General features: G+C 65.6%; 29 protein-coding genes. 14 read left to right on the forward strand and 15 right to left on the reverse strand.

The genetic code is table 11. The annotated features are described in order from the left end of the window. Positions 1-2: 2 nt before the first annotated feature. Both GEU84_RS08565 and GEU84_RS08570 read right to left on the reverse strand, forming a co-directional pair. Entirely contained in the window at positions 3-1,178 is a 1,176-nt protein-coding gene (locus GEU84_RS08565) for a biopolymer transporter ExbB (protein ID WP_174539550.1), read from the reverse strand. A gap of 74 nt (positions 1,179-1,252) precedes the next feature. Further along, the gene (locus tag GEU84_RS08570) at positions 1,253-1,801 is read right to left on the reverse strand and encodes a gamma-glutamylcyclotransferase (RefSeq protein WP_174539551.1); all 549 of its coding nucleotides are present in this window, start codon (positions 1,799-1,801) and stop codon (positions 1,253-1,255) included. 63 nt (positions 1,802-1,864) lie between these two features. On the opposite strand from GEU84_RS08570, the gene GEU84_RS08575 reads away from it, so the two are divergent. From GEU84_RS08575 to GEU84_RS08605, 7 genes are all read left to right on the forward strand, one after another. Continuing rightward, positions 1,865-2,845 carry a DUF2125 domain-containing protein gene (locus GEU84_RS08575; RefSeq protein WP_174539552.1) on the forward strand — a complete coding sequence of 327 codons (981 nt, stop codon included), beginning with the start codon at positions 1,865-1,867 and terminating at the stop codon, positions 2,843-2,845. A gap of 221 nt (positions 2,846-3,066) precedes the next feature. Then, positions 3,067-4,140, forward strand: coding sequence for a Hint domain-containing protein (locus GEU84_RS08580; protein ID WP_174539553.1), 1,074 nt, complete (start codon positions 3,067-3,069; stop codon positions 4,138-4,140). Between the two features lie 198 nt (positions 4,141-4,338). Then, positions 4,339-4,959 carry a 30S ribosomal protein S4 gene (gene rpsD, locus GEU84_RS08585; RefSeq protein ID WP_174539554.1) on the forward strand — a complete coding sequence of 207 codons (621 nt, stop codon included), beginning with the start codon at positions 4,339-4,341 and terminating at the stop codon, positions 4,957-4,959. A 124-nt stretch (positions 4,960-5,083) separates the two neighbouring features. After that, a complete protein-coding gene (locus GEU84_RS08590) occupies positions 5,084-5,620 on the forward strand; it encodes a TIGR00645 family protein (protein ID WP_174539555.1) in 537 nt (178 codons plus the stop codon). 96 nt (positions 5,621-5,716) lie between these two features. Beyond that, complete coding sequence (gene hisC / locus GEU84_RS08595; protein ID WP_174539556.1) at positions 5,717-6,802, forward strand: histidinol-phosphate transaminase; 1,086 nt, start codon at positions 5,717-5,719, stop codon at positions 6,800-6,802. Beyond that, positions 6,802-7,734 (forward strand): prephenate/arogenate dehydrogenase family protein, encoded by a 933-nt coding sequence (locus tag GEU84_RS08600; RefSeq protein ID WP_174539557.1) that lies wholly within the window; start codon positions 6,802-6,804, stop codon positions 7,732-7,734. Before hisC ends, GEU84_RS08600 begins: the two co-directional genes overlap by 1 nt. A 3-nt stretch (positions 7,735-7,737) precedes the next feature. Continuing rightward, positions 7,738-8,739: an extensin-like domain-containing protein gene (locus GEU84_RS08605; protein ID WP_174539558.1), complete on the forward strand. Its 1,002-nt coding sequence runs from the start codon at positions 7,738-7,740 to the stop codon at positions 8,737-8,739. A 45-nt stretch (positions 8,740-8,784) separates the two neighbouring features. Here the strand turns inward: GEU84_RS08605 and GEU84_RS08610 are convergent, their stop codons facing one another. Then, positions 8,785-9,102 (reverse strand): antibiotic biosynthesis monooxygenase family protein, encoded by a 318-nt coding sequence (locus GEU84_RS08610; RefSeq protein ID WP_174539559.1) that lies wholly within the window; start codon positions 9,100-9,102, stop codon positions 8,785-8,787. A 135-nt stretch (positions 9,103-9,237) separates the two neighbouring features. Here GEU84_RS08610 and GEU84_RS08615 point away from each other — a divergent pair, with 135 nt between their 5' ends. Further along, positions 9,238-9,525: a hypothetical protein gene (locus GEU84_RS08615; protein ID WP_174539560.1), complete on the forward strand. Its 288-nt coding sequence runs from the start codon at positions 9,238-9,240 to the stop codon at positions 9,523-9,525. A 43-nt stretch (positions 9,526-9,568) separates the two neighbouring features. Further along, positions 9,569-9,754 carry a hypothetical protein gene (locus GEU84_RS08620; protein WP_174539561.1) on the forward strand — a complete coding sequence of 62 codons (186 nt, stop codon included), beginning with the start codon at positions 9,569-9,571 and terminating at the stop codon, positions 9,752-9,754. On the opposite strand, the gene parA is transcribed toward GEU84_RS08620, so the two are convergent. Both parA and GEU84_RS08630 read right to left on the reverse strand, forming a co-directional pair. Continuing rightward, on the reverse strand, positions 9,751-10,377 hold the full coding sequence (gene parA, locus GEU84_RS08625; protein ID WP_174539562.1) for a ParA family partition ATPase: 627 nt from the start codon (positions 10,375-10,377) through the stop codon (positions 9,751-9,753). The genes GEU84_RS08620 and parA overlap by 4 nt on opposite strands. A 60-nt stretch (positions 10,378-10,437) precedes the next feature. Beyond that, the gene (locus GEU84_RS08630) at positions 10,438-10,731 is read right to left on the reverse strand and encodes a hypothetical protein (protein ID WP_174539563.1); all 294 of its coding nucleotides are present in this window, start codon (positions 10,729-10,731) and stop codon (positions 10,438-10,440) included. Positions 10,732-10,892: 161 nt separating this feature from the next. On the opposite strand from GEU84_RS08630, the gene GEU84_RS08635 reads away from it, so the two are divergent. Continuing rightward, positions 10,893-11,036: an entericidin A/B family lipoprotein gene (locus tag GEU84_RS08635; RefSeq protein WP_174539564.1), complete on the forward strand. Its 144-nt coding sequence runs from the start codon at positions 10,893-10,895 to the stop codon at positions 11,034-11,036. A gap of 193 nt (positions 11,037-11,229) precedes the next feature. On the opposite strand, the gene GEU84_RS08640 is transcribed toward GEU84_RS08635, so the two are convergent. Next, positions 11,230-12,078 (reverse strand): hypothetical protein, encoded by an 849-nt coding sequence (locus GEU84_RS08640; RefSeq protein WP_217438528.1) that lies wholly within the window; start codon positions 12,076-12,078, stop codon positions 11,230-11,232. Positions 12,079-12,099: 21 nt separating this feature from the next. After that, entirely contained in the window at positions 12,100-13,899 is a 1,800-nt protein-coding gene (gene lepA / locus GEU84_RS08645; protein ID WP_174539565.1) for a translation elongation factor 4, read from the reverse strand. Between the two features lie 264 nt (positions 13,900-14,163). Here lepA and GEU84_RS08650 point away from each other — a divergent pair, with 264 nt between their 5' ends. Then, positions 14,164-14,478 (forward strand): hypothetical protein, encoded by a 315-nt coding sequence (locus GEU84_RS08650; protein ID WP_174539566.1) that lies wholly within the window; start codon positions 14,164-14,166, stop codon positions 14,476-14,478. An 87-nt stretch (positions 14,479-14,565) separates the two neighbouring features. Here GEU84_RS08650 and GEU84_RS08655 read toward each other — a convergent pair whose 3' ends face one another. The 5 genes from GEU84_RS08655 to meaB all read right to left on the reverse strand — a co-directional run bounded on the left by GEU84_RS08655 (position 14,566) and on the right by meaB (position 17,740). Beyond that, positions 14,566-15,117, reverse strand: a complete 552-nt coding sequence (locus tag GEU84_RS08655) for a 2OG-Fe(II) oxygenase (protein WP_174539567.1) — start codon at positions 15,115-15,117, stop codon at positions 14,566-14,568. Between the two features lie 75 nt (positions 15,118-15,192). Continuing rightward, complete coding sequence (locus GEU84_RS08660; protein ID WP_174539737.1) at positions 15,193-15,735, reverse strand: copper chaperone PCu(A)C; 543 nt, start codon at positions 15,733-15,735, stop codon at positions 15,193-15,195. 40 nt (positions 15,736-15,775) lie between these two features. After that, positions 15,776-16,162 carry a hypothetical protein gene (locus GEU84_RS08665; protein WP_174539568.1) on the reverse strand — a complete coding sequence of 129 codons (387 nt, stop codon included), beginning with the start codon at positions 16,160-16,162 and terminating at the stop codon, positions 15,776-15,778. Between the two features lie 66 nt (positions 16,163-16,228). After that, positions 16,229-16,513 carry a 50S ribosomal protein L28 gene (gene rpmB / locus GEU84_RS08670; protein ID WP_174539569.1) on the reverse strand — a complete coding sequence of 95 codons (285 nt, stop codon included), beginning with the start codon at positions 16,511-16,513 and terminating at the stop codon, positions 16,229-16,231. A 225-nt stretch (positions 16,514-16,738) separates the two neighbouring features. Further along, positions 16,739-17,740 (reverse strand): methylmalonyl Co-A mutase-associated GTPase MeaB, encoded by a 1,002-nt coding sequence (gene meaB / locus GEU84_RS08675; RefSeq protein WP_174539570.1) that lies wholly within the window; start codon positions 17,738-17,740, stop codon positions 16,739-16,741. Positions 17,741-17,889: 149 nt separating this feature from the next. On the opposite strand from meaB, the gene GEU84_RS08680 reads away from it, so the two are divergent. The 3 genes from GEU84_RS08680 (at position 17,890) to GEU84_RS08690 (ending at position 22,388) form a co-directional block, all read left to right on the forward strand. Continuing rightward, positions 17,890-18,609 (forward strand): DUF3108 domain-containing protein, encoded by a 720-nt coding sequence (locus GEU84_RS08680; protein WP_174539571.1) that lies wholly within the window; start codon positions 17,890-17,892, stop codon positions 18,607-18,609. A 6-nt stretch (positions 18,610-18,615) separates the two neighbouring features. Continuing rightward, the gene (hrpB, locus tag GEU84_RS08685; protein WP_174539572.1) at positions 18,616-21,090 is read left to right on the forward strand and encodes an ATP-dependent helicase HrpB; all 2,475 of its coding nucleotides are present in this window, start codon (positions 18,616-18,618) and stop codon (positions 21,088-21,090) included. Positions 21,091-21,215: 125 nt separating this feature from the next. Further along, positions 21,216-22,388 (forward strand): MFS transporter, encoded by a 1,173-nt coding sequence (locus GEU84_RS08690; RefSeq protein WP_174539573.1) that lies wholly within the window; start codon positions 21,216-21,218, stop codon positions 22,386-22,388. A 142-nt stretch (positions 22,389-22,530) separates the two neighbouring features. On the opposite strand, the gene argF is transcribed toward GEU84_RS08690, so the two are convergent. From argF to GEU84_RS08705, 3 genes are all read right to left on the reverse strand, one after another. Further along, on the reverse strand, positions 22,531-23,457 hold the full coding sequence (argF, locus tag GEU84_RS08695) for an ornithine carbamoyltransferase (protein ID WP_174539574.1): 927 nt from the start codon (positions 23,455-23,457) through the stop codon (positions 22,531-22,533). A gap of 65 nt (positions 23,458-23,522) precedes the next feature. Continuing rightward, positions 23,523-24,038, reverse strand: coding sequence for a GNAT family N-acetyltransferase (locus GEU84_RS08700; RefSeq protein ID WP_174539575.1), 516 nt, complete (start codon positions 24,036-24,038; stop codon positions 23,523-23,525). Beyond that, entirely contained in the window at positions 24,028-25,215 is a 1,188-nt protein-coding gene (locus tag GEU84_RS08705) for an aspartate aminotransferase family protein (protein ID WP_174539738.1), read from the reverse strand. Before GEU84_RS08705 ends, GEU84_RS08700 begins: the two co-directional genes overlap by 11 nt. Between the last annotated feature and the right edge of the window lie 220 nt (positions 25,216-25,435).

A 25,435-nucleotide genomic window follows, 5' to 3' on the forward strand; every position in this document is an offset into this window, starting at 1 on the left:
GCCTAGCCCCGCCCGACGGCGCCGCGCGACAATTGCCGGATCGCAGCCGTCAGCGCCGCCAGATCGCCGCGCAGGTCGGTCACGCTTTCCTGCCGCCCGGCCGACAGTTCTTCCAGTATCCGCAACAATTGCACGTCGATGGACCGCAGCCGCATGCGGCTTTCGGCATCGGCATGGGCGCTGCTTTCGACCCCGGTCAGCGCCTCGGTCAGTTTTTCCTGCCCCTCGGCGATACGGGCCAGCAGCTGCGCCTGCACGCGCTGATCTTCGGCCCCGCGTTCCACCAGCGTGCCCACAGCCTCGGCCAGTTCGCCGATCCTGTCATCGACCAGCGCGCGGCTGGCCTCCGACTGGGCGAACAGGGTCTGCAAGCCCTCCATCTGTGTGGTCATGTGGTCCAGCAGCGATCCCAGAACAGCCTGATCGCCGCCCTCGCCCTCGCCACTGGAAAATCCCAGCCGGGTGATTTTCGACAGCCATTCCTCAAGCTCGCGGTAGAAACGGTTCTGGCCGTGGCCCGCGAACAGTTCCAGCAGCCCTACGACCAGCGAGCCCGCCAACCCCAGCAGCGACGACGAAAACGCCGTGCCCATGCCGCCAAGCTGCGCCTCCAGCCCCTTCATCAGCTGGCTCAGCACATCGGCCCCGCTGGCACCCGAGGTGTTCGACAGTGACCGGATCGTTTCCACCAGCGCGGGCACCGTGGTGGCCAGACCATAGAACGTGCCCAGAAGCCCGAGGAAAATCAGCAGGCTGCCCAGATAGTGCGTGACATCGCGCGCCTCATCCAGCCGGCTGCCCACGGAATCGAGGATGGACCGCGACGAGCTGGCCGAAATCTGCATCCGCGCGCCGCGCGAGGCCAGCAGGGTGGCCAGCGGTGCCAGCAGGTTGGGCGGGGGGGCAATGTCCTGCCCCGGGCGCTGCTTTACGAATTCCTCCAGCCAGGCGATCGACAGCATCAGCCGCGCCACCTGCACGAAACATGTGACAACACCGAACAGGAACACCGCCGCGATGAATCCGTTCAGCCAGATCTTTGCCAGAAACAGCGAAGCGAGCTGCGGAAAGGTCAGCACCACGCCCAGCACGACCAGCGCGGTCACGATCAGCATCAGCACAAGCTGGCGGACAGGTTGGGTAAAGAGCCGCGACGCGGGGGCGAAGGTCTTGTCCATAAGGTCGTGACGCCCTTTGTTTTCTGCTGCTGCACAATAAGCCCGGCCCGTGCCGCTGCCAACCGGGAAAGGCGTCAAATCCCCGTGGCGTGGCTTGGGTGACGCAGCCGGGCCGCCAGCCAGCGCAGATCGGAATCGGCGATGCCAAGGCTTTCCAGATGATCGGCGGTGTTGAACAGGTATTCGGCGTTGGGCCCGCGCCCGCCCACGGCCCGGGCGATGATCGCCGCCTGATCTTCCAGCGCCAGCCCGCCGCAATACTGCTCATGCGCGGGGTCGATCACATAGGCCAGCGTTTCGACCTGCGCGCCCGAGGCCAGCGTGACCGGCAGATGCGTTTCCAGATAGGCCGACGAGATCAGTTCGCGTTCACGCAAGGTGGCAAGCGTGTCACCCTCGGCACCCGCCGCCACCAGAAAGGCCAGCCCGTCGCAATGGGCCCCTGCCGCGCGGTCCAGCGCCAGCACCAGCCCCGGGTCGGCCATCGTGCCGCGGTGGTGGATTGACCGCATGCAGAAACTGCGGTGCCAGCCCGCCAGCCGTGCCACCTCGGCCCGCTCCACCGCAAAGCCCTGGTTCCAGATCAGCGAACCATAGCCAAAGACCCACAGCCGTTCGCGCATGCGCTGGCCCTCCTTCGCGCCGCCCTGTAAACAACAGCCTCGGCGGAATGGAAAGGGCGGGCGATGCGGGCACTGGTAAGAGTGGTTCTGGTGCTGGCGGTGCTTTACGCGGGCTATTGGTTCGTGGGGTCGCGGGCGCTGGAGCGCGGGGCCGAAGCGTGGTTTCAGCAGCAGGCGGCGGCGGGTTTCATCGCAGAGCGTGAAAGCCTGTCGGTGCAGGGATTTCCCAGCCGGTTCGACCTGACGGTGAACGGGCTGCGTCTGGCCGACCCTGCGACCGGCATCGGCTGGGAGGCGCCTTTCGTGCAGGTGTTCAGCCTGTCCTACAAGCCATGGCATGTGATCGCGGCCTTTGCACCGCAGCAGATTGTCCGCACACCGTCCGATGATGTGACGCTGGACGCGGCCAAGTTGCAGGCCAGCGTAATCGTGACACCCGGCCCTGCCCTTGCGCTGGACCGGGTGGCACTGGCAGGTGAGGGCCTGCGCGCCACCTCGTCGATCGGCTGGAGCCTGGCCGCAGACAGTGCCCGCTTTGCCACCCGGCGTCTGGATGGCACCGACAACGCGCATGACATCGGGATCGAGGCGACAAACATCAGCCCGGACGCCAGCCTGCTGACCGCCCTTGGCGCGGCCAGCCTGCCCGGCCAGATCGACCTGGCGCGGCTGACGGCAACCGCCAGCTTTTCCGCCCCGCTGGACCGGCACGCAGGCGCAACCCGCCCGCAGCTGCTGGCGCTGGAAATTGGCGAGGGCCTGCTGCGCTGGGGCGATCTGGGCCTGTTTGCGCGGGGCAGCCTGGTGGCCGACGCACAGGGGCAGGCCGAAGGCCGGGTAGAATTCAGGTTGGACAACTGGCCCAAGGCGGTGGATCTGGCGGTGGCGCTGGGGCTGATGACGCCCGAGGTGGCCCCAACATGGCGGAATGCGCTGACGCTGCTGGCCGCTGGCGGCAACACGGTGGAGGTTCCTCTGACCTTTGCCCAGGGGCGGATGAGCCTCGGGCCGCTGCCCATAGGCCCCGCCCCCCGGCTGCACTGAACCGAATAGCACCGGACCCACACCAGAAAAATCGAACATTCCGGGGTGGAAACACGCTTGGCCAAATCATCCGGAAGTTGCTGAATTGGGTGAAGAAACCCTTGCACAGGCATGAAATTGCTGGATTAGCTGAAAGCTGTGGCCAATTCATCATAGCCAAAACCCCCGCAGGCTGCTACATTTTGCGATAACGATAAAAAATCGAGCAGGCAGACAGGCATATGGGAACGGGCTTTCGCGGCACGTTCGTCATTTCCTGGTCACAGACAGAAGTAGACGGTCTTCGGGCCGCGCCGTTGGATGCGTTGGGCGTCGGTGCTGCATGGCGCTGGACAGGCAGCAGCGTGCGCGTCGAGGGGCCGCAGGAATTCCTGCTTCTGGAAGGGGCCGAGGGGGCGGCGGAAATAAGGAAACGCGCGGCGCGCGTGGTGCGGCGCCTTGTCGGCGTGGCCGTGGGGGCAGGCGCTCGTCCGCATCCCCTGCACGACGACCCGCAAGACGACATGCCGGACCAGAGCTTTGTGGTGACGGACGGGCACCAGACCCATGCCGTCACCGTCATCGACGTGCCTGATACAGGCGCGCGGCTGCTTTTGTTCGTGGGCAATCCGCCTCCGGCTGACACTGATCTGTGGGTGGTGCGCATCGCGCTGGACCGCACGGCGCGGGCGGCGGGCGCCAGGGCTGCGGGCGGGGTGATCTGCTTTACCCCCGATACCGCGATCAAGACGCCCGAAGGGCCCCGGCTGATCCAGGATCTGCGCCCGGGCGACCGGATACTGACCCGCGACAATGGCGCGCAGCCGGTGATGTGGACCGGCCATCGCCGCATGACGGGCGCGCGGCTTTATGCCATGCCGCATCTGCGCCCGATCCGGTTCCGCACCGGCGCGCTTGGCATCGGGCGGCCCGACCGCGACCTGATCGTGTCGCCCCAGCACCGCATGCTGGTGAAGGGCGCTGCGGCACAGGCGCTGTTCAACACACCCGAGGTGCTGGTGGCCGCCGAAGACCTGCTCAGCGATCAGGCGGTGTCGGTAGACCACGCGCTGCGCGACGTGACCTATGTGCATATCCTGTTGGAACGGCACAACATCGTCTGGGCCAACGGGCTGGAGACGGAAAGTTTCCACCCCTCGAACACGGCACTGGAAATGGTGGAACCGGCGCAGCGCGCCACATTGCTGGGCCTGCTGCCGGGCATCGCCGAGAACCCGCACACCTATGGCGACTATGCGCGGCGCAACATTTCAGGCCCCGAAGCCGCCATACTGCGGCATGACATGGCGGCCTAAGCCCCTGTTGACACCACCGGCGCGCGCTGTATAAGCCGCCAATCCCGGGTTTACGCCCGGGGTTTTTCATTGGTGTTGGTGGCCCCTGCAAGGGGATGCCTGTCAGCCGCAAGGCAAAGGACAACGCCCTTCGACATCGCCGGACGCCCGAAACCGCAGCGCGGGACGGGCAATGGCACCAACTGAAGGAGATCAGCCGTGACCAAACGCACGTCTGCCAAGCATAAAATCGACCGCCGCATGGGCGAAAACATCTGGGGCCGTCCGAAATCCCCGGTGAACAAGCGCGAATACGGCCCCGGCCAGCACGGCCAGCGCCGCAAGAACAAACTTTCCGACTTCGGCACCCAGCTGCGCGCCAAGCAGAAGCTGAAAGGCTACTACGGCGATCTGACGGAAAAGCAGTTCCGCAAGATCTATGCCGAGGCCGAGCGTGTGAAGGGCGACACCGGCGAAATGCTGGTTGGCCTGCTCGAGCGTCGTCTGGACGCGGTGGTTTACCGTGCCAAGCTGGTGCCCACCGTCTTTGCCGCCCGCCAGTTCGTGAACCACGGCCATGTGACCGTGAACGGTGTGCGCGTGAACATCGCGTCTTACCGCGTGAAAGAGGGCGACCTGATCGAAGTGCGCCAGAAGTCCAAGCAACTGGCCATCGTGCTGGAAGCGGTGCAACTGGCCGAGCGTGACGTTCCCGACTATCTGGAAGTCGACCATTCCAAGATGACCGTGAAGTTCGTGCGCACCCCGGGTCTGGGCGACGTGCCCTATCCGGTGGTGATGGAACCGAACCTGGTCGTGGAATACTACGCCAAGAACTGATCCGGCGCATTTGCTGCCGATCCGAAGGCCCGCCCCAGTGGCGGGCCTTTGTCATTGATTGGCAGGTGATTGAATTGGCGCGGGCAATTGCCTAGATGCCGCACAGGCAATGCAAGGGGCAGCGATGACCGACAAACCCACACTCGAAACACGCTTTGAACGCGGGCTTTTCGCCTCGCGCTGGCTGATGGCGCCGATGTATCTGGGGCTGGTGGTGGCGCTGGGAATGCTGACCATCGTGTTCGTGCGCGAACTGGCCTATTATGCCCCCAAGGCCTTTACCATGGCCTATGACGAGGCGATCCTGGCGGTGCTGACGCTGATCGATTTGTCACTGGCGGCCAACCTGCTGCTGATCGTGCTGTTTTCCGGCTATGAAAACTTTGTGTCCAAGCTGAACATCGGCAATGCCGAAGACCGGCCCGACTGGATGGGCAAGGTTGATTTTTCAGGCCTGAAGATGAAGCTTATCGCCTCTATCGTGGCGATTTCGGGTATCCATCTGCTGAAACGCTTCATGGAGCTGGGCAATCCGGGCATTCCGGTATCGGGCGATGACGGCACTCTGCAATGGATGGTCGTGATTCACCTGACATTTGTGATCTCGGGTGTGTTGCTGGCGCTGATGGACTGGCTGGCCTCAAAGACCGACAAGCACTGATCGGGCACTGATCGGGCACTGATGCGGCACAGAATATCGCACTGGTCTTGCGCCCTGCGGGCCGTTACAACCCGCAGGCAACAGATCAGGTGAGACATGAGTGACGCCATACGCCCGCAGCCCGGCATTCTGGACATCGCGCTTTACGAGGGCGGGAAAAGCCATGTGGCGGGCGTGGCGAATGCGCTGAAACTGTCATCGAACGAAAACCCCTTTGGCCCGTCCGATCGCGCCAAAGAGGCGTTTCAACGCACGGTGCACACGCTGCACCGCTACCCGAACACCGACCATCACAACCTGCGCCATGCCATTGCCGAGGTGCACCGGCTGGATGCCGACCGGGTGATTTGCGGCTGTGGGTCGGATGAGATCATCACCTTTCTGATGCAGGCCTATGCCGGGCCGGGCGACGAGGTGGTTTTCACCGAACACGGGTTTCTGATGTATCGCATTTCCGCGCTGGCGGTGGGGGCGACGCCGGTAGAGGTGGCGGAACGCGAGCGCACGGCGGATGTCGATGCGATTCTGGCCGCCTGTTCGCAGCGCACGAAACTGGTGTTCATCGCAAACCCCAACAACCCCACCGGAACGATGATCGGTGCCGCCGATGTGGCGCGGCTGGCCGATGGCCTGCCGCGGCAGGCGATACTGGTGCTGGACGGGGCCTATGCCGAATATGTGCAGGGCTATGACGGGGGCCTCGGGCTGATCGAAAGCCGCAGCAACGTGGTGATGACCCGCACATTTTCCAAGATTTACGGGCTGGGCGGGCTGCGGATTGGCTGGGGTTACGGGCCAAAACCGATCATTGACGTGCTGAACCGCATCCGTGGGCCGTTCAACCTTTCCACGGCCCAGCTTGAGGTGGCCGAAGCCGCCGTGCGCGACCAGGATCATGTGAACCGCTGCCGGACCGAAAACGCCCGCTGGCGCGCCTGGCTGGCCGAGGCGCTGGCCGAGCTTGGGGTGCCGTCCGACACCTCGCTGGCGAATTTCGTGCTGGCGCGCTTTGCCGACGCCGCCGAGGCGGAAAACTGCGATGCATTTTTGCAGACCCAGGGGCTGATCGTGCGGCGGGTCAGCGGCTACAAGCTGCCGCATTGCCTGCGCATCACCGTGGGGGATGAGGCGTCATGCCGCCGCGTTGCCCATGCCATCGCCCAGTTCAAGGGCCTGCGCTGATGGCGGCGATCTACAACCGCGTGGCGCTGATCGGGCTGGGGCTGATTGCCTCGTCAATGGCGCATGCGATGCGGGCCGAGGGGCTGGCGGCCGAGATCGTGGGCTATGCGCGTTCCGCCGAAACCCGGGCCACGGTGCGCGAGCTGGGGTTCTGCGACCGGGTGACAGACACGGCGGCCGAGGCTGTGGCCGGGGCCGATCTGGTGGTGCTGGCCGTGCCGGTGGGTGCGATGGGCGCGCTGGCCGAGGAAATCGCACCGCATCTGGCCCCCGGGGCCATGGTAACGGATGTGGGGTCGGTGAAACAGGCGGTCATTGCCGCCGTCGTCCCGCATATCCCGGCGGGTGTGCATTTCATCGCCGGGCATCCGCTGGCGGGCACCGAACATTCGGGGCCGCGTTCCGGCTTTGCCACGCTGTTCCGCAACCGCTGGTGGCTTTTGACGCCTGCCGAAGATGCAGACCCGGTGGCCTTGGCCCGGCTGCGCGCGCTGTGCGAGGGCATGGGTGCCAATGTCGATGTGATGGACGCCCCGCATCACGATCTTGTGCTGGCCGTCACCAGCCACACGCCGCATCTGATCGCCTATACGATGGTGGGCGTGGCCGACGACCTGCGCCGAGTCACCGACAGCGAGGTGATCCGGTATTCTGCCGCCGGTTTCCGCGATTTCACCCGCATCGCGGCCTCTGACCCGACCATGTGGCGCGACGTGTTCCTGACCAACAAGGAGGCGACGCTGGATATTCTGGGCCGCTTCACCGAGGAACTGTTTGCCCTGCAACGCGCCATCCGGCTGGGCGACGGCGATCATCTGCACAAATACTTCACCCGCACCCGCGCGATCCGGCGCGGGATCATTGAGGCGGGGCAGGATACATCGGCCCCCGACTTCGGGCGCAGCGGCACGACTGCCGCGCCGGGGGCATGACGGATGCGGGCTGTGGTGCCCTTGCTGCTGGGTCTGGTGCTGCTGGCCGGTGCGGCGGCGGCGGCGCCTGAAACCTCGCTGCGTCCCAAACCGCGCCCCTTTGCGACAATGCCCATGCCGGTAGGCGCACCGGTGGCGCTGACCCCGCCGGGCGAACTCGCCCCCGCCCAGCAGGGCACCGCGCCCGCCACCGCGGCGCAGCCCCCTGCCCCCACGGTTGTCGCCAACCCTTCCGGCAGCATCGAGCGCCCGTCGCTGCGCCCCCAACTGCGCCCTGTGCGGCAGGTGGCCGCCGCGCCGGCACCAGACCAGTCAACGCCCCCCGAAGTGACAATGGCCGCACCACCCGCAGCCCTTGCCCCCGCCGAACCGCCCCCGCGCCGTGGCCTTGCGCGCCTGTTCGGCCCGCGCAAGGAAACCGCCGAGCCGCGCGTGCTGGCCGGGGCCGCCATCCGCCCCAACCCGGGCAAAGAGGCCGCGATCAGCCGCAAGGGCGCGGTCTGCGGCGACCCGGCAATCAAGGGCGTCACGCTGGCCCCGATTCCCGGCAAACTGCGCGGTTGCGGCATTGCCGAACCTGTGCAGGTCACATCGGTAGACGGGGTGGCGCTGAGCATGGCCGCCACGCTGGATTGCACCACCGCCCGCGCGCTGAAAACCTGGGTGCAGACCGGTCTGAAACCGGCCTTTGGCCGCGACAAGGTGGCCGGGTTGCAGATCGCCGCGCATTACGCCTGCCGCAGCCAGAACAACCGCAAGGGCGCGCCGATCAGCGAGCATGGGCGCGGCAAGGCCATCGACATTTCCGGCATCATTCTGACGGACGGCAACACATTGACGATCGAAGGTGACTGGCGGCGGCGCAACGGGCGCGCGATCAAACAGGCCTACAAGGCAGGCTGCGGCATTTTCGGCACAACTCTGGGCCCGGGTTCGGATGGCTATCACGAAGATCACATGCATTTCGATACCGCCAGCCACCGCAACGGATCTTACTGCCGCTAGCGGACCGGCCCCGGCAGGCTTCGGCCACAGCGGAGTTGGTAGCAATCAGACCACGCCGGCAACCTCATACATCACCGGCTCGAACCGCGTGCAAAGCGCCGAGAACCGCCGGTTGCGCTCGCGCATTTCCGGTGTGCGCAGCATGGCCATGAAATCCTCGCGCCGCGCCCATTGCGAGTAGTTGGCAATACGGGTCTGCGCGTCGTTCACATGCAGCCCGGCAGCGATGAAACCGGGCTGGTGGCGAATCACTTCGGCATAGGCGGCCTGCAATTCCTCCAGAAGATCGGCGCAGGTGCCGGGCGTCATTTCGAATGTGGTGATCACGGTCTGGCCCGTGAATCCGGCTGCGATGCTGACCATGGGCGGTCCTCCCTCTGCCCGGCCATACTGCGCCCATGGGCCGCCTCGGGCAAGCATGACCTTGCCGATTGCGGCATGGCCCCCCTGTTGCCGCGCCCCGCCACATGCCAATGTGCCGCAAAACAGGAGGCTCCGTTGCGCTACACACTCATTCTGGCACTGGCCACCACGCCCGGCTTTGCCGCATCCGCCCTTGCCTCATCCGACGATGCCTGGACAGAGTTCCGGGCTGATGTGCAGATCGCCTGTGCCGCACTTCTTCCGGCTGATTCCACCCCGGTGATCGAGGTAAACCCTTTTGGTTCCGAACGTTATGGTGCCGCGCTTGTGACGATGGCCGCAGGCACCGGGGCCGAACGCATGGTCTGCATCTATGACAAGCAGGCAGGCACAGCCGAGATCACCGGCCCCTTCGCGCCCTAGCATTTCGCTTTCCACCGGCGTGAAGCCCGGCTAAACTGCGCCGATGAAGTTTCTAGACGCCGACCATCCCTTCTTCCGCCCCGTCTGGCGCCGCTGGGCTACGGCTCTGTTTCCCTTGGGCTGGGGGGCGTTTGAACTCAGCATGGGCAACCCCGGTTGGGCGCTGCTGTTTGGCGCGGTTGGGGCCTATGCGTTTTGGGTGCTGATCTTCAAAGGGCCAAGCACCTAAAGCAGGCCACGGATTTCGGCCAACAGGGCCAGAACCTCGGCCCCGGCGTGCGACTTTCCGGCCTCAAGCGCGCCCAGGCCTTGCCCAAGGGTTTCTGCAAAAACAACGCGGTAGCCAAGTTTGGCCACGGCCACCTCGGCATTCAGCGCAGCAGCGGCTCCGGCCACTTCCTCGCCCAGTCGGGTGCCTGCCTTGGTGCGGTTCAGCACGATGGTGGCGCGCTTGCGCTCGCGGCTGGCCAGATCAAGCACGCCTTCGGTGGCCCAAAGATCGACATGGCTGGAGGCGACGGGAATCAGCACCAGATCCGCCTCGCGCAGCGCGGGGCGCAGGTCGGCATCCACCTTGGGCGGGGTATCGACGATGACTATGTCGTTGATTTTACGTAGCTTTTCGCATTCATAGCTGACACCCCAGGCGCTGGCGGTCGACAGGTCCATGCCAGGATCACCCAACCGGTCACGGCGGGCAAGAAACCAGCGGCCGAGGCTGCCCTGCGGATCGGTATCCAGCAGCGCAACCCGTTGACCGGCCTGCATGAATGCGACGGCAAGGTTGACGGCGAGGGTGGTTTTGCCAGACCCGCCCTTTTGCTGGGCTATGGTGATCACCTTGCCGGCCATCGAATCCTCCTGATGCTGCGATGCAGCATAACGCGGATGCGGCTGCAATGCACGGGCGCATCATCGCTTGGGGCAGCGGATGCGTCCACGCATTTCGCCAGAGTCGCCCTGAAGGGTGGAGGGGACAAGGGTGCAGCCCGTAACCTGTGGAATGATTTCGATCATTTCGGCGCGGATCGCCTGATGTTCGCCGCGTTTCGCATAGCCGAGGCGGATGATTTCGACCTGATTCTCCTTCTGAAACACCACATACTGCCGCCCGCCCCGCGTCACCTCATGCCGTTCGGCCCCCATAAACTGCGGCGCGGGAGAGGCCCCGCAGGCGAAAAGGAGGAGGAGAACGAGCCAGCGCATCACCCGGTTCTGCACGGGCGAGGTTAAGGGCGGGTTAATCTGGCCGGATTTGGAGCGTGTGATTTCGATGCACACCCCATGCACAACCGATGCAGACGCGACGGGGAACCGGAACGCCCCGCCGCGCGTTGCAAAAGCGACATCAACACCGGAGAATCGTCATGCGCAAACCCATGTTCCTGCTGCCCCTGCTCGCCCTGTTCGCCGTCGCCGCCTGCGAAACCGTGCAAGGCGCCGGACGCGACCTGTCGACCGCCGGTCAGGCAATCACGCAGGAAAGCCAGGAAGTGCAGAACGATCTGTGATCGGTTTGGTTGTGTGAGTGGTGCGGCCCGGGGGAACCCGGGTCGCTTTTGTTTGGGGGGCGAGTTGTGCCGGCTGTGGCTGGGGGATTGGCGGATCGTTTATCGGATCAAGGACGGGCGGTCGGTGGCGCTGGTGACTGCGGTAGCTCGGCGGGGTGGGGTTTATGAGGGGTTGTGAAGATTTGCTTATGAGTTATTCGTCATCGTCCGGAAGATCAATAACATCATGTACTTGCAAAATCTTGAAGACAATCGGGCGGTCGCCCCTTAGAACTGCAAGCACATCAACCACAAAACCCTTTTTAAAAATATTATCGTCCGCGTCTCTGATTTCGTGCTTAACGCGCTGCTCAGACAACTGTGATGCATAGATTATTGGCAAATCTTTTGGTGTGATTTCTGAGATAACAACTCGCTCACCACTACGTTTGTCAATCTGAGCACTGTTAACGTCGGAACGCGTGAAAACCATTAGAACGCGCTCGTGGACTTTTGTGCCTTCAACCTCAATCCGTTTGTATTCTGCTTCAATTACCTTCTCGACCAATCTTGCATCAGAAGTTGAGAATTTAAACGCTGCCCGAACCTGCCGCTTTCCATCCTCAAAAGTTGCAGCCTCAAGAGTCGAACTTGCGCTGGGATCGCGCGCGATTGCTTCTACAGCCAAGGCAAAGGTCTTTAGTTCTGATTTCCCAAACCCATCAGGAATTACTCCTGACGCAAGAGTCGCAATCCTCTCTCCCCACTGTTTTACAAATTCGACAGCCTGCCAGATCTGCTCAGCTTGGGTTGCAATTATTGGCAAAGTGCTTGCTACAACGGGAATAAGATCGGCAACAATAGACCCAGCCCTGACCTCCTTAACATAGATTGTGGCAGAATCTTTGACATCTGGATTGCTTCTTAAACTCTCCTGATATTCCTTAGCAATGGACGTGAAAGCACCGATAAAAGCACTTAGTTCAATCGGCTCGCTGTTATTTATGGTAAGCGTAAGAATAACTTTCGGCTCATGCAAATCTCTTATCAGTGCGTCATCCAATAACGAAACTCCCTAAGTTACTCACCCATCCATCTTCAACGCATTGATAAACGCCTGCTGCGGGATTTCCACTTTCCCGAACTGGCGCATCTTCTTCTTCCCGGCCTTCTGCTTTTCCAGCAGCTTCTTCTTGCGGGTGGCGTCGCCGCCGTAGCATTTCGCCGTCACGTCCTTGCGCATCGCCGACAACGTTTCGCGCGCAATGACCCGCCCGCCGATGGCTGCCTGGATCGGGATCTTGAACATGTGGCGGGGGATCAGCTCTTTCAGCTTTTCCACCATCGCCCGGCCACGCATGTCGGCGCGGTCGCGGTGGACCATCATCGAGAGGGCATCGACGGGTTCGTCATTCACCAGCACCGACATTTTCACAAGGAAATCCTCGCGGTAGCCGGTGATGTTATAGTCGAAGGACGCATAGCCCTTGGTCACGGATTTCAGCCGGTCATAGAAATCGAACACCACCTCGTTCAGCGGCAGGTCATAGACCACCATGGCGCGCTGCCCGGCGTAGGACAGATCAGCCTGGATGCCGCGGCGGTCCTGGCACAGCTTCAGGATGTCGCCCAGATATTCATCGGGCACCATGATGGTGGCCTTGATGCGGGGTTCTTCGATGTGATCGACATAGGTGAGGTCGGGCATGTCGGCGGGGTTGTGCAGTTCCTGCATGGTCCCGTCCTTCATGTAGATGTGGTAGACGACCGAGGGCGCGGTGGTGATCAGGTCGATATCATATTCGCGTTCCAGTCGGTCGCGCACGACCTCCAGATGCAGAAGGCCGAGAAAGCCGCAGCGGAAGCCGAAGCCGAGGGCCGCCGAGGTTTCCATCTCGTAGGTGAAGGAGGCGTCGTTCAGGGCCAGTTTCTCGATCGCGTCGCGCAGGGGTTCGAATTCGTTGGCGTCCACCGGGAAGAGGCCGCAGAACACCACGGGCTGCGCGGGTTTGAAGCCGGGGAGTGCGACCTCGCAGCCCTTGCGCTCATGGGTGATCGTGTCGCCGACGCGGGTGTCGCGCACCTGTTTGATTGAGGCGGTGAGCACGCCGATTTCGCCCGGGCCCAGTTCGTCGATATCCACCATCTGCGGTTTCAGCACCGACAGGCGGTCGATGCCATAGACGGCATTGGTCTGCATCATGCGCACGCGGTCGCCTTTGCGCATGACGCCATCCATCACGCGGATCATGACGACGACGCCCAGATAGGCGTCATACCAGCTGTCCACCAGCATGGCCTTCAGGGGCGCGTTGCGGTCGCCCTTGGGGGCGGGCAGGCGTTTCACGATGGCCTCCAGCACATCGGGGATACCGAGGCCGGATTTGGCCGAGATCAGCACGGCGTCGGAGGCGTCGAGGCCGATCACATCCTCGATCTGCTGGCGGATGCGGTCGGGTTCCGCCGCCGGAAGGTCGATCTTGTTCAGGACGGGCACGATTTCATGCCCGGCATCCAGCGCCTGATAGACATTGGCCAGTGTCTGCGCCTCGACCCCTTGGCTGGCATCGACGACCAGCAGCGAGCCTTCGACGGCGCGCATGGAGCGGGAGACCTCATAGGCGAAATCGACGTGTCCGGGGGTGTCGATCAGGTTGAGGATATAGGTGTTGCCATCCTTGGCCGGATATTCCAGCCGCACGGTGTTGGCCTTGATCGTGATGCCGCGCTCCCTCTCGATATCCATGCTGTCAAGCATCTGGGCTTTCATGTCGCGGTCGGCGACAGTGCCCGTCAGCTGGATCAGCCGGTCGGCGAGGGTGGATTTACCGTGGTCGATATGGGCCACGATGGAGAAATTGCGGATGAGATCAAGCTGGGTCATGCGGGGCATATGAGCAGGAATCACTGGGGGGTCAAGCACCCAGAACGGCGGCGCGGGTCAGGGGGCGGGGGCGGGGCACCGGCGCGGGGCGACCACCCGATGTTGTGGCAGGGCCAGCCCGCACCTACAGCCCCTTGCCCGCATCGGCTGATGCCCGCCCAAGCCCCGGGGGGCATTGAAAAATTCCCGCCGAATCGGCATACTTCGTGTCACAAAACTGCATGCGGCAGGGATCAACCCCGCCCTTTGGCACGAGGCAGACAGATGAAGAAACCCATGCTTGCACTGGCGCTGATGGCGCTTGCGCTTCCCCTAAGTGCGACACTGGCGGCGGCAGGACCGATTGAAAGCGCCTGCCTGCGGTCAGACCGCAAGGCGGCGAACCGGGCCACCTGCGGCTGTATCCAGCAGGTTGCGGACATGACGCTGCGCGGCGCGGACCAGCGCAGGGCGGCAAAGTTCTTTGCCAACCCCGACGAGGCGCAGGAAACCCGCGTGTCGAAAAGTGACCGCGACAATGAATTCTGGGCGCGTTACAAGGCGTTCGGCGCGCAGGCCGAGGCCTATTGCGCGGGGTGAATGCGCAGAACGCTCATCAAGCCTTTGCGGCCTTCTTCGCCTGATCCGGCGAAGAACGCCCGCAAGAGGGTGATGAGCCCGCCAGTGTCAGCGGAACGCCGGGCCATGCGCCCAAAGCGTGAGTGACCAGCGCATGCCCGCCGTCAGCGGCGTGACGCGGTGCAGCATGAAACTGGGAAAGACGGTGGCCGTGCCTTGCGCGCGGTCGGCGTGATGCACATGACTGTCGGGCCAGATTTCCAGCCCTCCGCCATCATAGCTGGCAGGGTCGGATAGCTGCACCACCAACGTCAGCTTGCGTTTCGCCGCCAGCGCCCCGGCCCCGATATCGCTGTGCCAAGCAAAATGCCCCGCCGTTTCGGCGCGGTAGCAGGCGCATTGCGCGCTTTCGGCGAAATCGGTCAGGTCATAGCCATAGGTCTGGCGATTGGCCTCGGCCATCAGGCCGGTCAGCCGGTCCATCACCCAAGCCCCGCCCGGCATGTCATCCAGCCAGGCAATCTCGGCCCGGCGCAGGTCGGGCGAGGACGCGCCGCGCACCAGCCCCGCATGTTTCAGCCCGGCCCCGGCAGCCATCGCAGTGATTGCGGCACAATCCTGAGGGGAAAAGGCGGCGGGGGCGGAAAATACCTGCGGCATGGCCTGTCCTTGCGGGGCCCGGCCCCAGGGATCGGGGCCGGGCGATTCTTCGTGGGCCAGTTTCTGTTGGACTGGTCAGTGGTCGTGCTTTTCTTCAGCCCCGGCGCTGTGGTCGACGCCGCCATGCGCGCTGTGGTCGCCGCCGCCATGGGCGCCATGGGCCTCGCCACGCTCCAGATCCACCGGAACCTCCAGCACCACGACATCGCCGCGCTCGAAGGTCAGGGTCAGGGTGACGATGTCACCGGGCCGCAGCGGTTTCTTCAGGCCCATCAGCATGACGTGATCGCCGCCGCGCCCCAGCACATGCGTGCCCTTGCCGGGAACGGGAAAACCGCCCTCGACCTCGCGCATCTGCATCACGCCGTTTCCGGCGTCGATGTGGGTGTGAAGTTCAGTGCGCTCGGCCACATCGGCGGTGGCAGAGATCAGCCGGTCAGGTTGATCGGAGTGATTCTCGATCACCATGAAGGCCGCACCGGATTTGGCGACGGGGCTGGAAACACGGGCATAGGCCTCGACCACATGCACGCCATCATGGGCGGCGGCGGGGCGAACAAAGCTGGGCAGAACGGCGGCGACGGCCAGCGCGGCCAGCAGGAAACGGAACATCTGCATGGAAATCCTCATCGGGTTTTGATCTGTCGGAAAGGGTGGATCAAAGTGACAAGGGCGGGCCGCGTGCCGGTGGGGCGGGGCTGCGGCGGGTCATGGCGGGCAGCGCCGGGGCCGGGTGCAGGGTTTGTGCGGCGGTCAGCGGGCGGACAGCCGGGGCCGCTTCTGCGGGCAGCGGGCCGGAAACCCCGGTCAGGCAATCGGGGCAGGGATGCAGGCTGATCGGGTTGCCATCGGCATCCATCGCCACGGTGACAGAGGTGCCGCCCGCGCAAAGCTCCATCCAGCCGGCAAGCGCGCCCTGCCCCCGCGCCACCGCAAGGGTGACGGAGCTTGTGACCAGCACCAGCGCAAGCGCCAGCGCAACAAGGGGGTGCCGCAGCCGCATGTCGTGGTTATGCGAGGACAGGCCGCGAAGGGCAAGCGACAAGATGGCACGGGCAAAAATGCAAAAAGCCCCGCCGGATGCGGGGCCATGCAATGCGGTCGCGCAGGATCAGGCGACCTGGGCCTTGCCGATCTCTTTCTTGATCGACTGGGCGCGGAGCGACAGTTCGTCGTCCTTGGCCTTGGCGAGGAAGGCGTCAAGCCCGCCACGGTGGTCAACCGTGCGCAGCGCATGGGCCGAGATGCGCAGCTTGAAGGATTGCCCCAGAATGTCCGAGATCAGCGTGACCTCGTTCAGGTTCGGCAAAAAGCGCCGACGGGTTTTGTTGTTGGCATGGCTGACAGTGTTGCCAGACATCGGGCCCTTACCGCTCAGTTCGCAGACGCGCGACATTGTGGTCTTCCTTGCGTTTAAACATATTGGGCACCGCGAAGGGCGGCGCACCGAATTCCATCGCGGTCGTTTAGGGGATCGGCCGGGCGGCGTCAAGCGGGGAACGGCGGGATTCGTGGCGGGCCGCCGGGGGTTTCACACCCCCCTGCCCGGCCACGGGCCGGGCGTTCTTCGCGGAGACCCTCCACCGGAGGGTTTCAGACCGCTTATCACCCCGTGGGATATTCATGTCTGGAAAGAGATGAAGGAGCGTTGGTCAAGTTCGGCCAGAATGTGCGCGGCGGCGGCTTCGGGGGTCACTTGCCCTCTGGCGACCGCATCGCCCAGGCGGGCCAGCGAATCGCGGACGGGGCCGGGGCGGGTGAGGATGGCCAGCAGGCCCTGCCGCACCTCGTGCTCAAACCAGTGGCGGGCCTGCGCGGCGCGGGTGGCGGTGAAATGGCCATGGTCGCGGCGCCACCCGGTCAGCGCCTGCATGTCATCCCACGCCGCCGCCAATCCAGCCGAGTCCAGCGCCGAGACGGTCATGGCGCGGGGAAAGCCCGGCGGGTCTTGCGGGCGGCGGCGCAGCAGGTGCAGCGCGCCCGCGTAATCGGCGCAGGTGCGCAGGGCGGCAGGTTTCAGTTCGCCATCGGCCTTGTTGACCAGAATCAGGTCGGCCATTTCCATTATGCCGCGCTTGACGCCCTGCAACTCGTCGCCGCCCGCCGGGGCCAGCAGCAGAACGAAGATGTCGCAAAGCTGCGCCACCATGGTTTCGGATTGGCCCACGCCCACGGTTTCCACCAGCACCACGTCGAAACCGGCAGCTTCGCACAGCGCCACTGCCTCGCGCGTGCGCCGCGCCACGCCGCCGAGGTGGGTTTGCGAGGGCGAAGGGCGGATGAAGGCCAGGGGGTCGCGCGACAGCCGTTCCATCCGGGTCTTGTCGCCCAAAATCGAGCCACCCGAGCGGGCCGAGGACGGATCCACCGCCAGCACGGCCACGCGCAGGCCCTGCCCCGTCAGCATCAGGCCGAACGCCTCGATGAAGGTGGATTTGCCCACGCCCGGCGTGCCCGAAAGGCCGATGCGCAGCGCCTGACGCCCTGCGTGGCCCGCTGCCGCCACCAGATCCAGCGCCTGCGCGCGGTGGTCGGCCCGGCCGCTTTCAACCAGCGTGATGGCCCGGGCCAGCGCGCGCCGGTCGCCTTTGGTTACAGCATCGGCAAGGCTTGCAACATCCATGCGGCTCTCCGGCAGGGTTTCGCGCATGGGGGCGGGATTGTGACGCGATTGTCACCAAGGCCCGGCCCCCGGGGGCTTTTGTGCCTGTTCCCCGCAGGATATGCCAGTGCCTGACGCGGATTGCCGCGGATGAGGATGAGGTGGCACAGATGGCCTTTCACAAATCAGCGGTGGTCGCGGTGGTTCTGGCGCTGGCCGGCATGCCAGCACTGGCGCAGACCGATCAGGCGGTGTTCGATCTGAGCGTGCGCGGCGTGGGGGCAGGCACGCTCAGCTTTTCCGGCACGCAGGATGGCGGCGGTTACGCGGTGACGGGGCGGCTGCAAAGCGGCGGCCTGCTGGGGATGGTGCGCAAGATCCGCTATGACGCGCAGGCGCGCGGGCGGATTTCCAAGGGGCGCTATGTGCCCTCCAGCTATACCGAAAAGGCCGATACCGGGCGGCGGCAATCGTCGGCGGTGATGGAATACAAGGGCGGCGTGCCGCAGGTGAAGGCCTATGATCCACCGCGCGAGGCGCGGGCCGGTGATGTGGATCCGGCGACCATGGGCGGCTCGGTCGATCCGCTGACGGCGCTTTACGCCACGCTGCGCGATGTGGATGCGGGGCAGGAATGCAAGGTGTCGTTGCAATTGTTCGACGGGCGGCGCAGCACGCAGCTGCGGTTGTCGGCACCACAGGCCAAGGGTGACACTGTGGTGTGCAGCGGCGAATACCGCCGTCTGGCGGGCTATTCGCCCGAGGATATGGCGGAAAAAACCCGCTTCCCGTTCACCCTGACCTATGCGCCGGTCGGTGAGGGTCGGATGCGGGTGGTCGAGGTGGCGATGGACAGTCTCTATGGCAAAGCGGCGCTGAAACGCCGATAAGGCGGTGTGTCTGATCCGCTGCCCATAGACGGGGCCTTGCCCGAGTTGATCGCCGCGCTGGCCGCGCGGCGGATGGCGGTGTTGCAGGCCCCGCCCGGTGCGGGCAAGACCACGCGGGTGCCCTTGGCGCTGCTGGATGCGGGGCTGTGCGAAGGCCGCATCGTGATGCTGGAACCCCGGCGGCTGGCCGCGCGGGCGGCGGCAGAGCGGATGGCCGCGACATTGGGGCAGGCAGTGGGCGACACCGTGGGTTACCGGATACGCGGCGAGTCCAAGGTATCGCGCCAGACCCGGATCGAGGTGGTGACAGAGGGCATCCTGACCCGGATGATCCAGTCTGATCCGGGGCTGGACGGCATCGGCGCGGTGATCTTTGACGAATTTCACGAACGCAGCCTGAACGCCGATCTGGGGCTGGCGCTGGCGCTGGAGGTGCGGGGCGCGTTGCGCGATGACCTGATCCTGCTGGCCATGTCAGCCACGCTGGATGCGGGGCCTGTGGCGGTGCTGATGGGCGATGCGCCGGTGGTTACATCGGCGGGGCGGGCGTTTCCGGTGGAAACACGCTGGCTGGCCCGCCCCCTGGGGCCAAAGGCGCGGCTGGAGGCCGAGGCGGCGGCGCTGGTGATGCAGGCGGTGGAAGAGACGGCGGGCACCGAAAATGCGGGCGGCGTGCTGGTGTTCCTGCCGGGCGAGGGCGAGATACGCCGGGTGGAGGGCCTGTTGCAGGGCCGCCTGCCGGGGCATGACATCCGCCCGCTGTTCGGTGCGATGGATTTTGCCGCCCAGCGCGCAGCTTTGGCACCGGGCGGCGCGCGGCGCATCGTGCTGGCCACCAGCATTGCCGAAACGTCATTGACCATCCCCGATGTGCGGGTGGTGGTGGATGCGGGGCGGTCACGCCGGGCGCGGTTCGATGCGGCATCCGGCATGGCGCGGCTGGTCACGGAACGGGTGACAAAGGCCGAAGCGGAACAGCGCCAGGGCCGGGCCGGGCGGGTGGCCCCGGGTGTGTGTTACCGGATGTGGACGAAGGGCGAGGAAGGCGGGTTGGCCCCCTTCCCCCCGCCCGAGATTGCGGCGGCTGACCTGACCGGGCTGGCACTGGAACTGGCGCTGTGGGGGGGCGAGGTGGGGCTCGCGTTCCTGACGCCACCCAACCCGGGTGTGCTGGCCGAGGCGCGGGCACTGCTGGCGGCACTGGGCGCGCTGGAGGATGGGCGGATCACCGACCATGGGCGGGCGCTGGCCGCCCTGCCCCTGCACCCAAGGCTGGGGCATATGCTGCTGCGGGCGGGCGGGGCGGCGGATGCGGCCATGCTGGCGGCGCTCTTGGCCGAGCGTGATCCGGTGCGCGGCGCGCCGCCCGACCTTGGCCTGCGGATGGCGGCGCTGCGGGATGCGAAACGGTTCGAGGCCGATCATCCTTTCGTGGCCCATCGCCCCACATTGGAGCGTATCCGCGACGAGGCCCGGCGGCTGGGGCGGGCCATCGGGCCGGGCAAACCGCCCGCCACGGCCCCTGCCCTGTCACTGGCGCAGATGGCGGCGCTGGCCTACCCCGACCGGGTGGGGCTGCGGCGCAAGGGCGATGCGCCGCGCTGGGTGCTGTCGGGCGGCAAGGGCGCGGTGATGGAGCCGGGCCTGCCGCTGTCATCCGCGCGGCTGATCGTGGCCAGCGATCTGGACGGCGACCCGCGCGAGGCCAAGGTGCGGCAGGCCGTGGCTATCACCGAGGCGGATCTGCGCGCAGTGCATGGCGATGGCATCGGCTGGCACGATGTCTGCGACTGGTCGCGGCGCGAGGGCCGTGTGGTGGCGCGGCGGCAGGAGCGGTTCGGCGCGCTGGTGCTGGATGACCGGCATTGGCCCGATGCCCCGCCCGAGGCGCTGGCGCTGGCGGCGCTTGACGGGCTGCGGCTGATCGGCCTGCCCTGGACACCCGCCGCGGCACGGCTGCGCGCCCGCATCCGGCTGTGCCGGGATGAGGGCAACAGCCTGCCCGATGTCAGCGATGCGGCCCTGCTGGCCGATGCAGGCTGGCTTTTGCCGCATCTGGCGGGGCGCAAATCCGAGGCCGACCTGCGCGCGCTGGACCTAACCGAGCCGCTGCGCGGCCTGATCGGGTGGGAGGGCGTGCAACTGACCGACCGGCTGGCCCCGGGGCATTTCGAGACGCCGCTGGGGCGGCGGGTGCCGGTGGATTATGATGGCGAGGCCCCGGGCATCACGCTGAAATTGCAGGAATTGTTCGGCGTCACCCGGCATCCGGTGGTGGGGCCGCAGAACCTGCCGCTGCGCATCACCCTGCTGTCGCCGGGCGGGGCCCCCGTGCAGGTGACGATGGACCTGCCGGGGTTCTGGGCCAGTTCCTACGCCGATGTGCGCCGCGACATGCGCGGCCGCTATCCCCGCCACCCCTGGCCCGACGACCCCACCGTGGCAGAACCCACCACACGGGCAAAACCGCGCGGGACGTGACAAAGGCCCCGCAGAAGCACACAGCCGACGCGCCGCGAATGTTACAATTGTTGCAGGTGCCGCCGGGCGGGCCTTGCCCCCGTTTGCGCAAACACTACACGGGAGCAAAGCAGGAGGTGCCCCCCATGATCCCCGACAGCCAATCCGCGCCGCGCGCCCGCTGGGCCGTGGCCACGATGTTTCTGGCCAATGGTTTCATCATGGGGTCATGGGCGCCGCAGATCCCCCTGCTGCTGCCGCGCCATGGCATCACCGAATTCACGCTGGGGCTTTTGATCCTGGCGCTGGGGATCGGGGCCGTCACGGCCATGGCCTTCAGCGGGGCGCTGATCGCGCGCCACGGGTCATTGCGCGTGCTGCGGGTCTTTGCGGTGACGGCCAGCGTCACGCTGGCGCTGGTGGTGCTGGCCCCTACGCTGGCCCTGCTGACGCTGGCGATGATGCTGATGGGCGCGCTGATCGGCTGCATGGATGTGGCGATGAACGCCAATGCAGTAGAGGTGGAGCGGCGGCTGGGCCGGGCGATCATGTCATCCTCGCACGGGTTCTGGAGCCTTGGGGGCTTTCTGGGCGGCGGTGTGGGCGGGTTGCTGATCGGTGCATTGGGCGCGCAGGTGCAGGCGGTGCTGGTCTGCGCGATTGCGCTGGGGCTGGTGCTGGCCGCGATGCCGTTTCTGCGGGGCGAGCCTGCAGCACCGCAGCCCGTGGCAGGTGAGGCGCGGCGCAGCTTTTTCCCGCGCAACGCGGGGATCTGGATCATCGGCGGCATGGCGCTGCTGTCGATGGTGCCCGAAGGGGCCGTGCTGGACTGGGCCGCGCTTTATGTGACGCAGGAACTGGGGGCGGATGTGGCGGCCTCGGGCCTGGCCTTCGCGTTCTTTTCCGGCACGATGGCGATCATGCGCTTTGCCGGGGATTCTGTGCGGAACCGCTTTGGCGCGGTGATGACACTGCGGGTGTCGGCGCTGATCGGGGCGGCGGGGCTGCTGGGCGCGGCGGTCGCGCCGACCGAGACGCTGGCGATTGCCGCCTTTGCGCTGTCGGGGATCGGCATTGCCAACATGGTGCCGATCACGCTGTCGGCAGCGGGCAATTATCCGGGGCTGGGGCCGGGCGTGGGAATCTCCACCGTTACGATGCTGGGCTATTCAGGCATTCTGGTGGCCCCGTCCAGCATCGGTTTCGTGGCCGAGGCGATCGGGTTTCGCGTGACCTATGGCGTGCTGGCGGTGCTTTTGGTACTGGTGGCGGGGCTGGCCGCGCGCTGTGCGGCGGCGGATGCGCGGCAGGCGCATTGACCGCCGGCGTTGGCGGGCAGAGGTACTGCCTGCGCAGCGCAGGGGCGAATTTTCTGCGAAAATTCCGGGTTTCCCGCCGGGCGTCCCGCGATGCCGACGGATCGCGGGCCGGAATTCTCGCAGAGAATTCGTGCGCCTGCCCCTAGAGCCCCAGACACCAGCGCATCACCGCCTTTTGCGCATGCAAGCGGTTTTCGGCCTCGTCGAACACCACCGAATGCGGGCCGTCCATCACGGCGCTGGTGGCTTCGTCGTTGCGGTGGGCGGGCAGGCAATGCATGAACAGCGCGTCGGGGCGGGCACGGGCCATCAGCGCCTCGTTCACCTGATAGGGGCGCAACTGGTTGTGCCGCCGTTCCTTGGCGGATTCGGGGTCGTGCATGCTGACCCAGGTATCCGTCACCACCAGATCGGCCCCCGCCACGGCCAGCGCGGGGTCACGTTCCACCGCCACGCGCACGCCCTTTTCGCGGGCAAAGCCGATGGCGGAGGGTTCCGGGTCCAGCGTCGGCGGGCCGGTGAAGGTGAAATCGAACCCGAACTGCCCCGCCGCATGCAGGAAGGACGCGCAGACATTGTTGCCGTCCCCGGCCCAGACCACCTTTTTCCCGGCGATCGGGCCGCGGTGTTCCTCGTAGGTCATCACATCGGCCATGATCTGACAGGGATGCGTGCGGTTGGTCAGCCCGTTGATGACTGGCACTGTGGCATGTTCGGCCATTTCCAGCAGCGTCGCCTCCTCAAAGGTGCGGATCATGATGAGATCGACATAGCGTGACAGCACGCGGGCGGTGTCGGCAATCGTCTCGCCATGGCCCAGCTGCATTTCGCGGCCCGACAGCACCATGGTCTGCCCGCCCATCTGGCGCACGCCCACGTCAAACGACACGCGGGTGCGGGTGGAGGGTTTTTCGAAGATCAGCGCGACCATATGGCCCGCAAGCGGCTGGTCATCATCCGGCGTGCCCTTGGGGCGGCCGTTGCGGGCGGCTTTCATCGCATGGGCGGAATTGATCATCTGCCGCAGGGCGGCGCCTTCGGTGGTGTGGATGTCGAGGAAATGGTTCATCGGAGCGGGCTTTCTTTCCGGCAGAGGCGGGGGGGTTCACACCCCCCGCACCCCCCGTGGGATATTTAAGTCTGGAAAGAGGCATGGGACGGTTGCCAGGCCATCACCAGGACGGGGTCGCCATCTTCGCAGGGGCGGATTGCGATGTCACGAAACCCCGCTCGTCGGTAGCTGCGCACCGCGCGTTCGTTGGAAGGGTCGGGGTCGATGACCACGGCGGGGGCACCATTGGCCAACTGGGCCTGGGCGTAGAGCCTGAGGAAGGCCGCGCCGTGGCCTTGGCCCAGCAGGGCGGGCACGCCGATGCAGGTATCGACCGCGCGGGTGCCGGGCGGGAAATCGGAAAAATGCGGCGCGCCCCAGGCGTCGGAGGGGTAGGACTGCACATAGGCGAAGGGCTGCGGCCCAAGGCTGACAATCCGCTGATCCATCGCTGGGTTGTCCAGATCCTCGGTCAGCAGGGCCAGTTGGGTGGCCGGGTCGCCCCACCACTGGCGCAGCGCGGGGGTTTCCAGCCACTCGGCCAGCATCGGCAGATCGCCCCTGGTGAAGGGCCGGAAATGATAGGCGTCAGGCGGCATCACCCGTCACCTTTTCCAGCGCGCTGGCCGCCCGGTCAAGCCGGGCCAGCGCCTCGGCAATGTCGGCATCGGGGATGTTCAGCGCAGGCAAGAGCCGCAGCACATTGTCGGCGGCGGCCACTGTCAGCAGGTGCTGGGCGTAGCCGGCCTTGACCACATCGGCGTTGGAGGCGCGGCATTTCAGCCCCAGCATCAGGCCGGTGCCGCGCACCGCCTCGAACACCTGCGGATGGGTGGCCACCAGCCCTTCCAGCCCTTGCCGGAAGAGCGCACCCTTGCGGGCCACCTCGGCCAGAAAGGCATCGTCGCCCACGATATCCATCACCGCACCGCCCACCGCGCAGCCCAAGGGGTTGCCGCCATAGGTGGAGCCATGCGTGCCCGCTACCATGCCAGCCGCAGCACTTTCCGTCGCCAGCACGGCTCCGAGGGGGAATCCGCCGCCGATGCCCTTGGCCACCATCATGATGTCGGGGGTGACGCCCGCCCATTCATGCGCAAACAGCCGCCCCGTGCGGCCCATGCCGCATTGCACCTCGTCAAAGATCAGCAGCGTGCCGGTTTCATCGCAGAGGTCGCGCAGGCCTTTCAGGCAGGCGTCGGGCAGCACGCGGATGCCGCCTTCGCCCTGCACGGGTTCGATGATGACGGCGCAGGTATCGGTGGTGATCGCGGCGCGCAGGGCGTCATGGTCGCCGAAGGGCAGTTGCCGGAAGCCGGGCATCAGCGGGCCGAAGCCCTTGACCATCTTTTCCGACCCGGCGGCGGCAATAGCCCCGGTGGAGCGGCCATGGAACGCGCCCTCGAATGCGATGATCTCGCCCCGTGGGGTGCCGCGCTCATACCAGTATTTCCGGGCCATCTTGATCGCCAGTTCGGCAGCCTCGGTGCCGGAGTTGGTGAAGAACACCGTATCGGCAAAGGTGGCATCGACCAGTTTCTGCGCCAGCGCCTCTTGCTGCGGGATGCGGTAGAGGTTCGAGACATGCCACAATTGCGCCGCCTGATCCGTCAGCGCCTGCACCAGCGCCGGATGGGCGTGGCCCAGCGCGTTCACCGCGATGCCCGCGCCAAGATCAAGATAGCGCGCACCATCATCAGTGGTGAGCCAGGAGCCTTCGCCTTTGACAAAAGCCATGGGCGCGCGGTTATAGGTGGGCAGGACGGCGGGGATCATGGGATGGTCCTTCATGCAAGACATAAGGGGTGCCAAAGGCTTGCCCTCAAGTCAACGTGGGATCGGAATGATACGGGGGTGGAATTGCCCGTTTCGGGCATGGGTGATCGGTCGCTTACGCGCGGGCGCGTCGGCGTCGGGGCAGATGCAGCGGGATGTGCCATACGATCATGACGCCCGATTAACGCAGGGCCGCGAGCCTGTCCACAACGATCGCGGG

Origin of the sequence: Fertoeibacter niger (assembly GCF_009380135.2) — a bacterium.
In the GTDB taxonomy this organism is placed as follows: domain Bacteria; phylum Pseudomonadota; class Alphaproteobacteria; order Rhodobacterales; family Rhodobacteraceae; genus Fertoeibacter; species Fertoeibacter niger.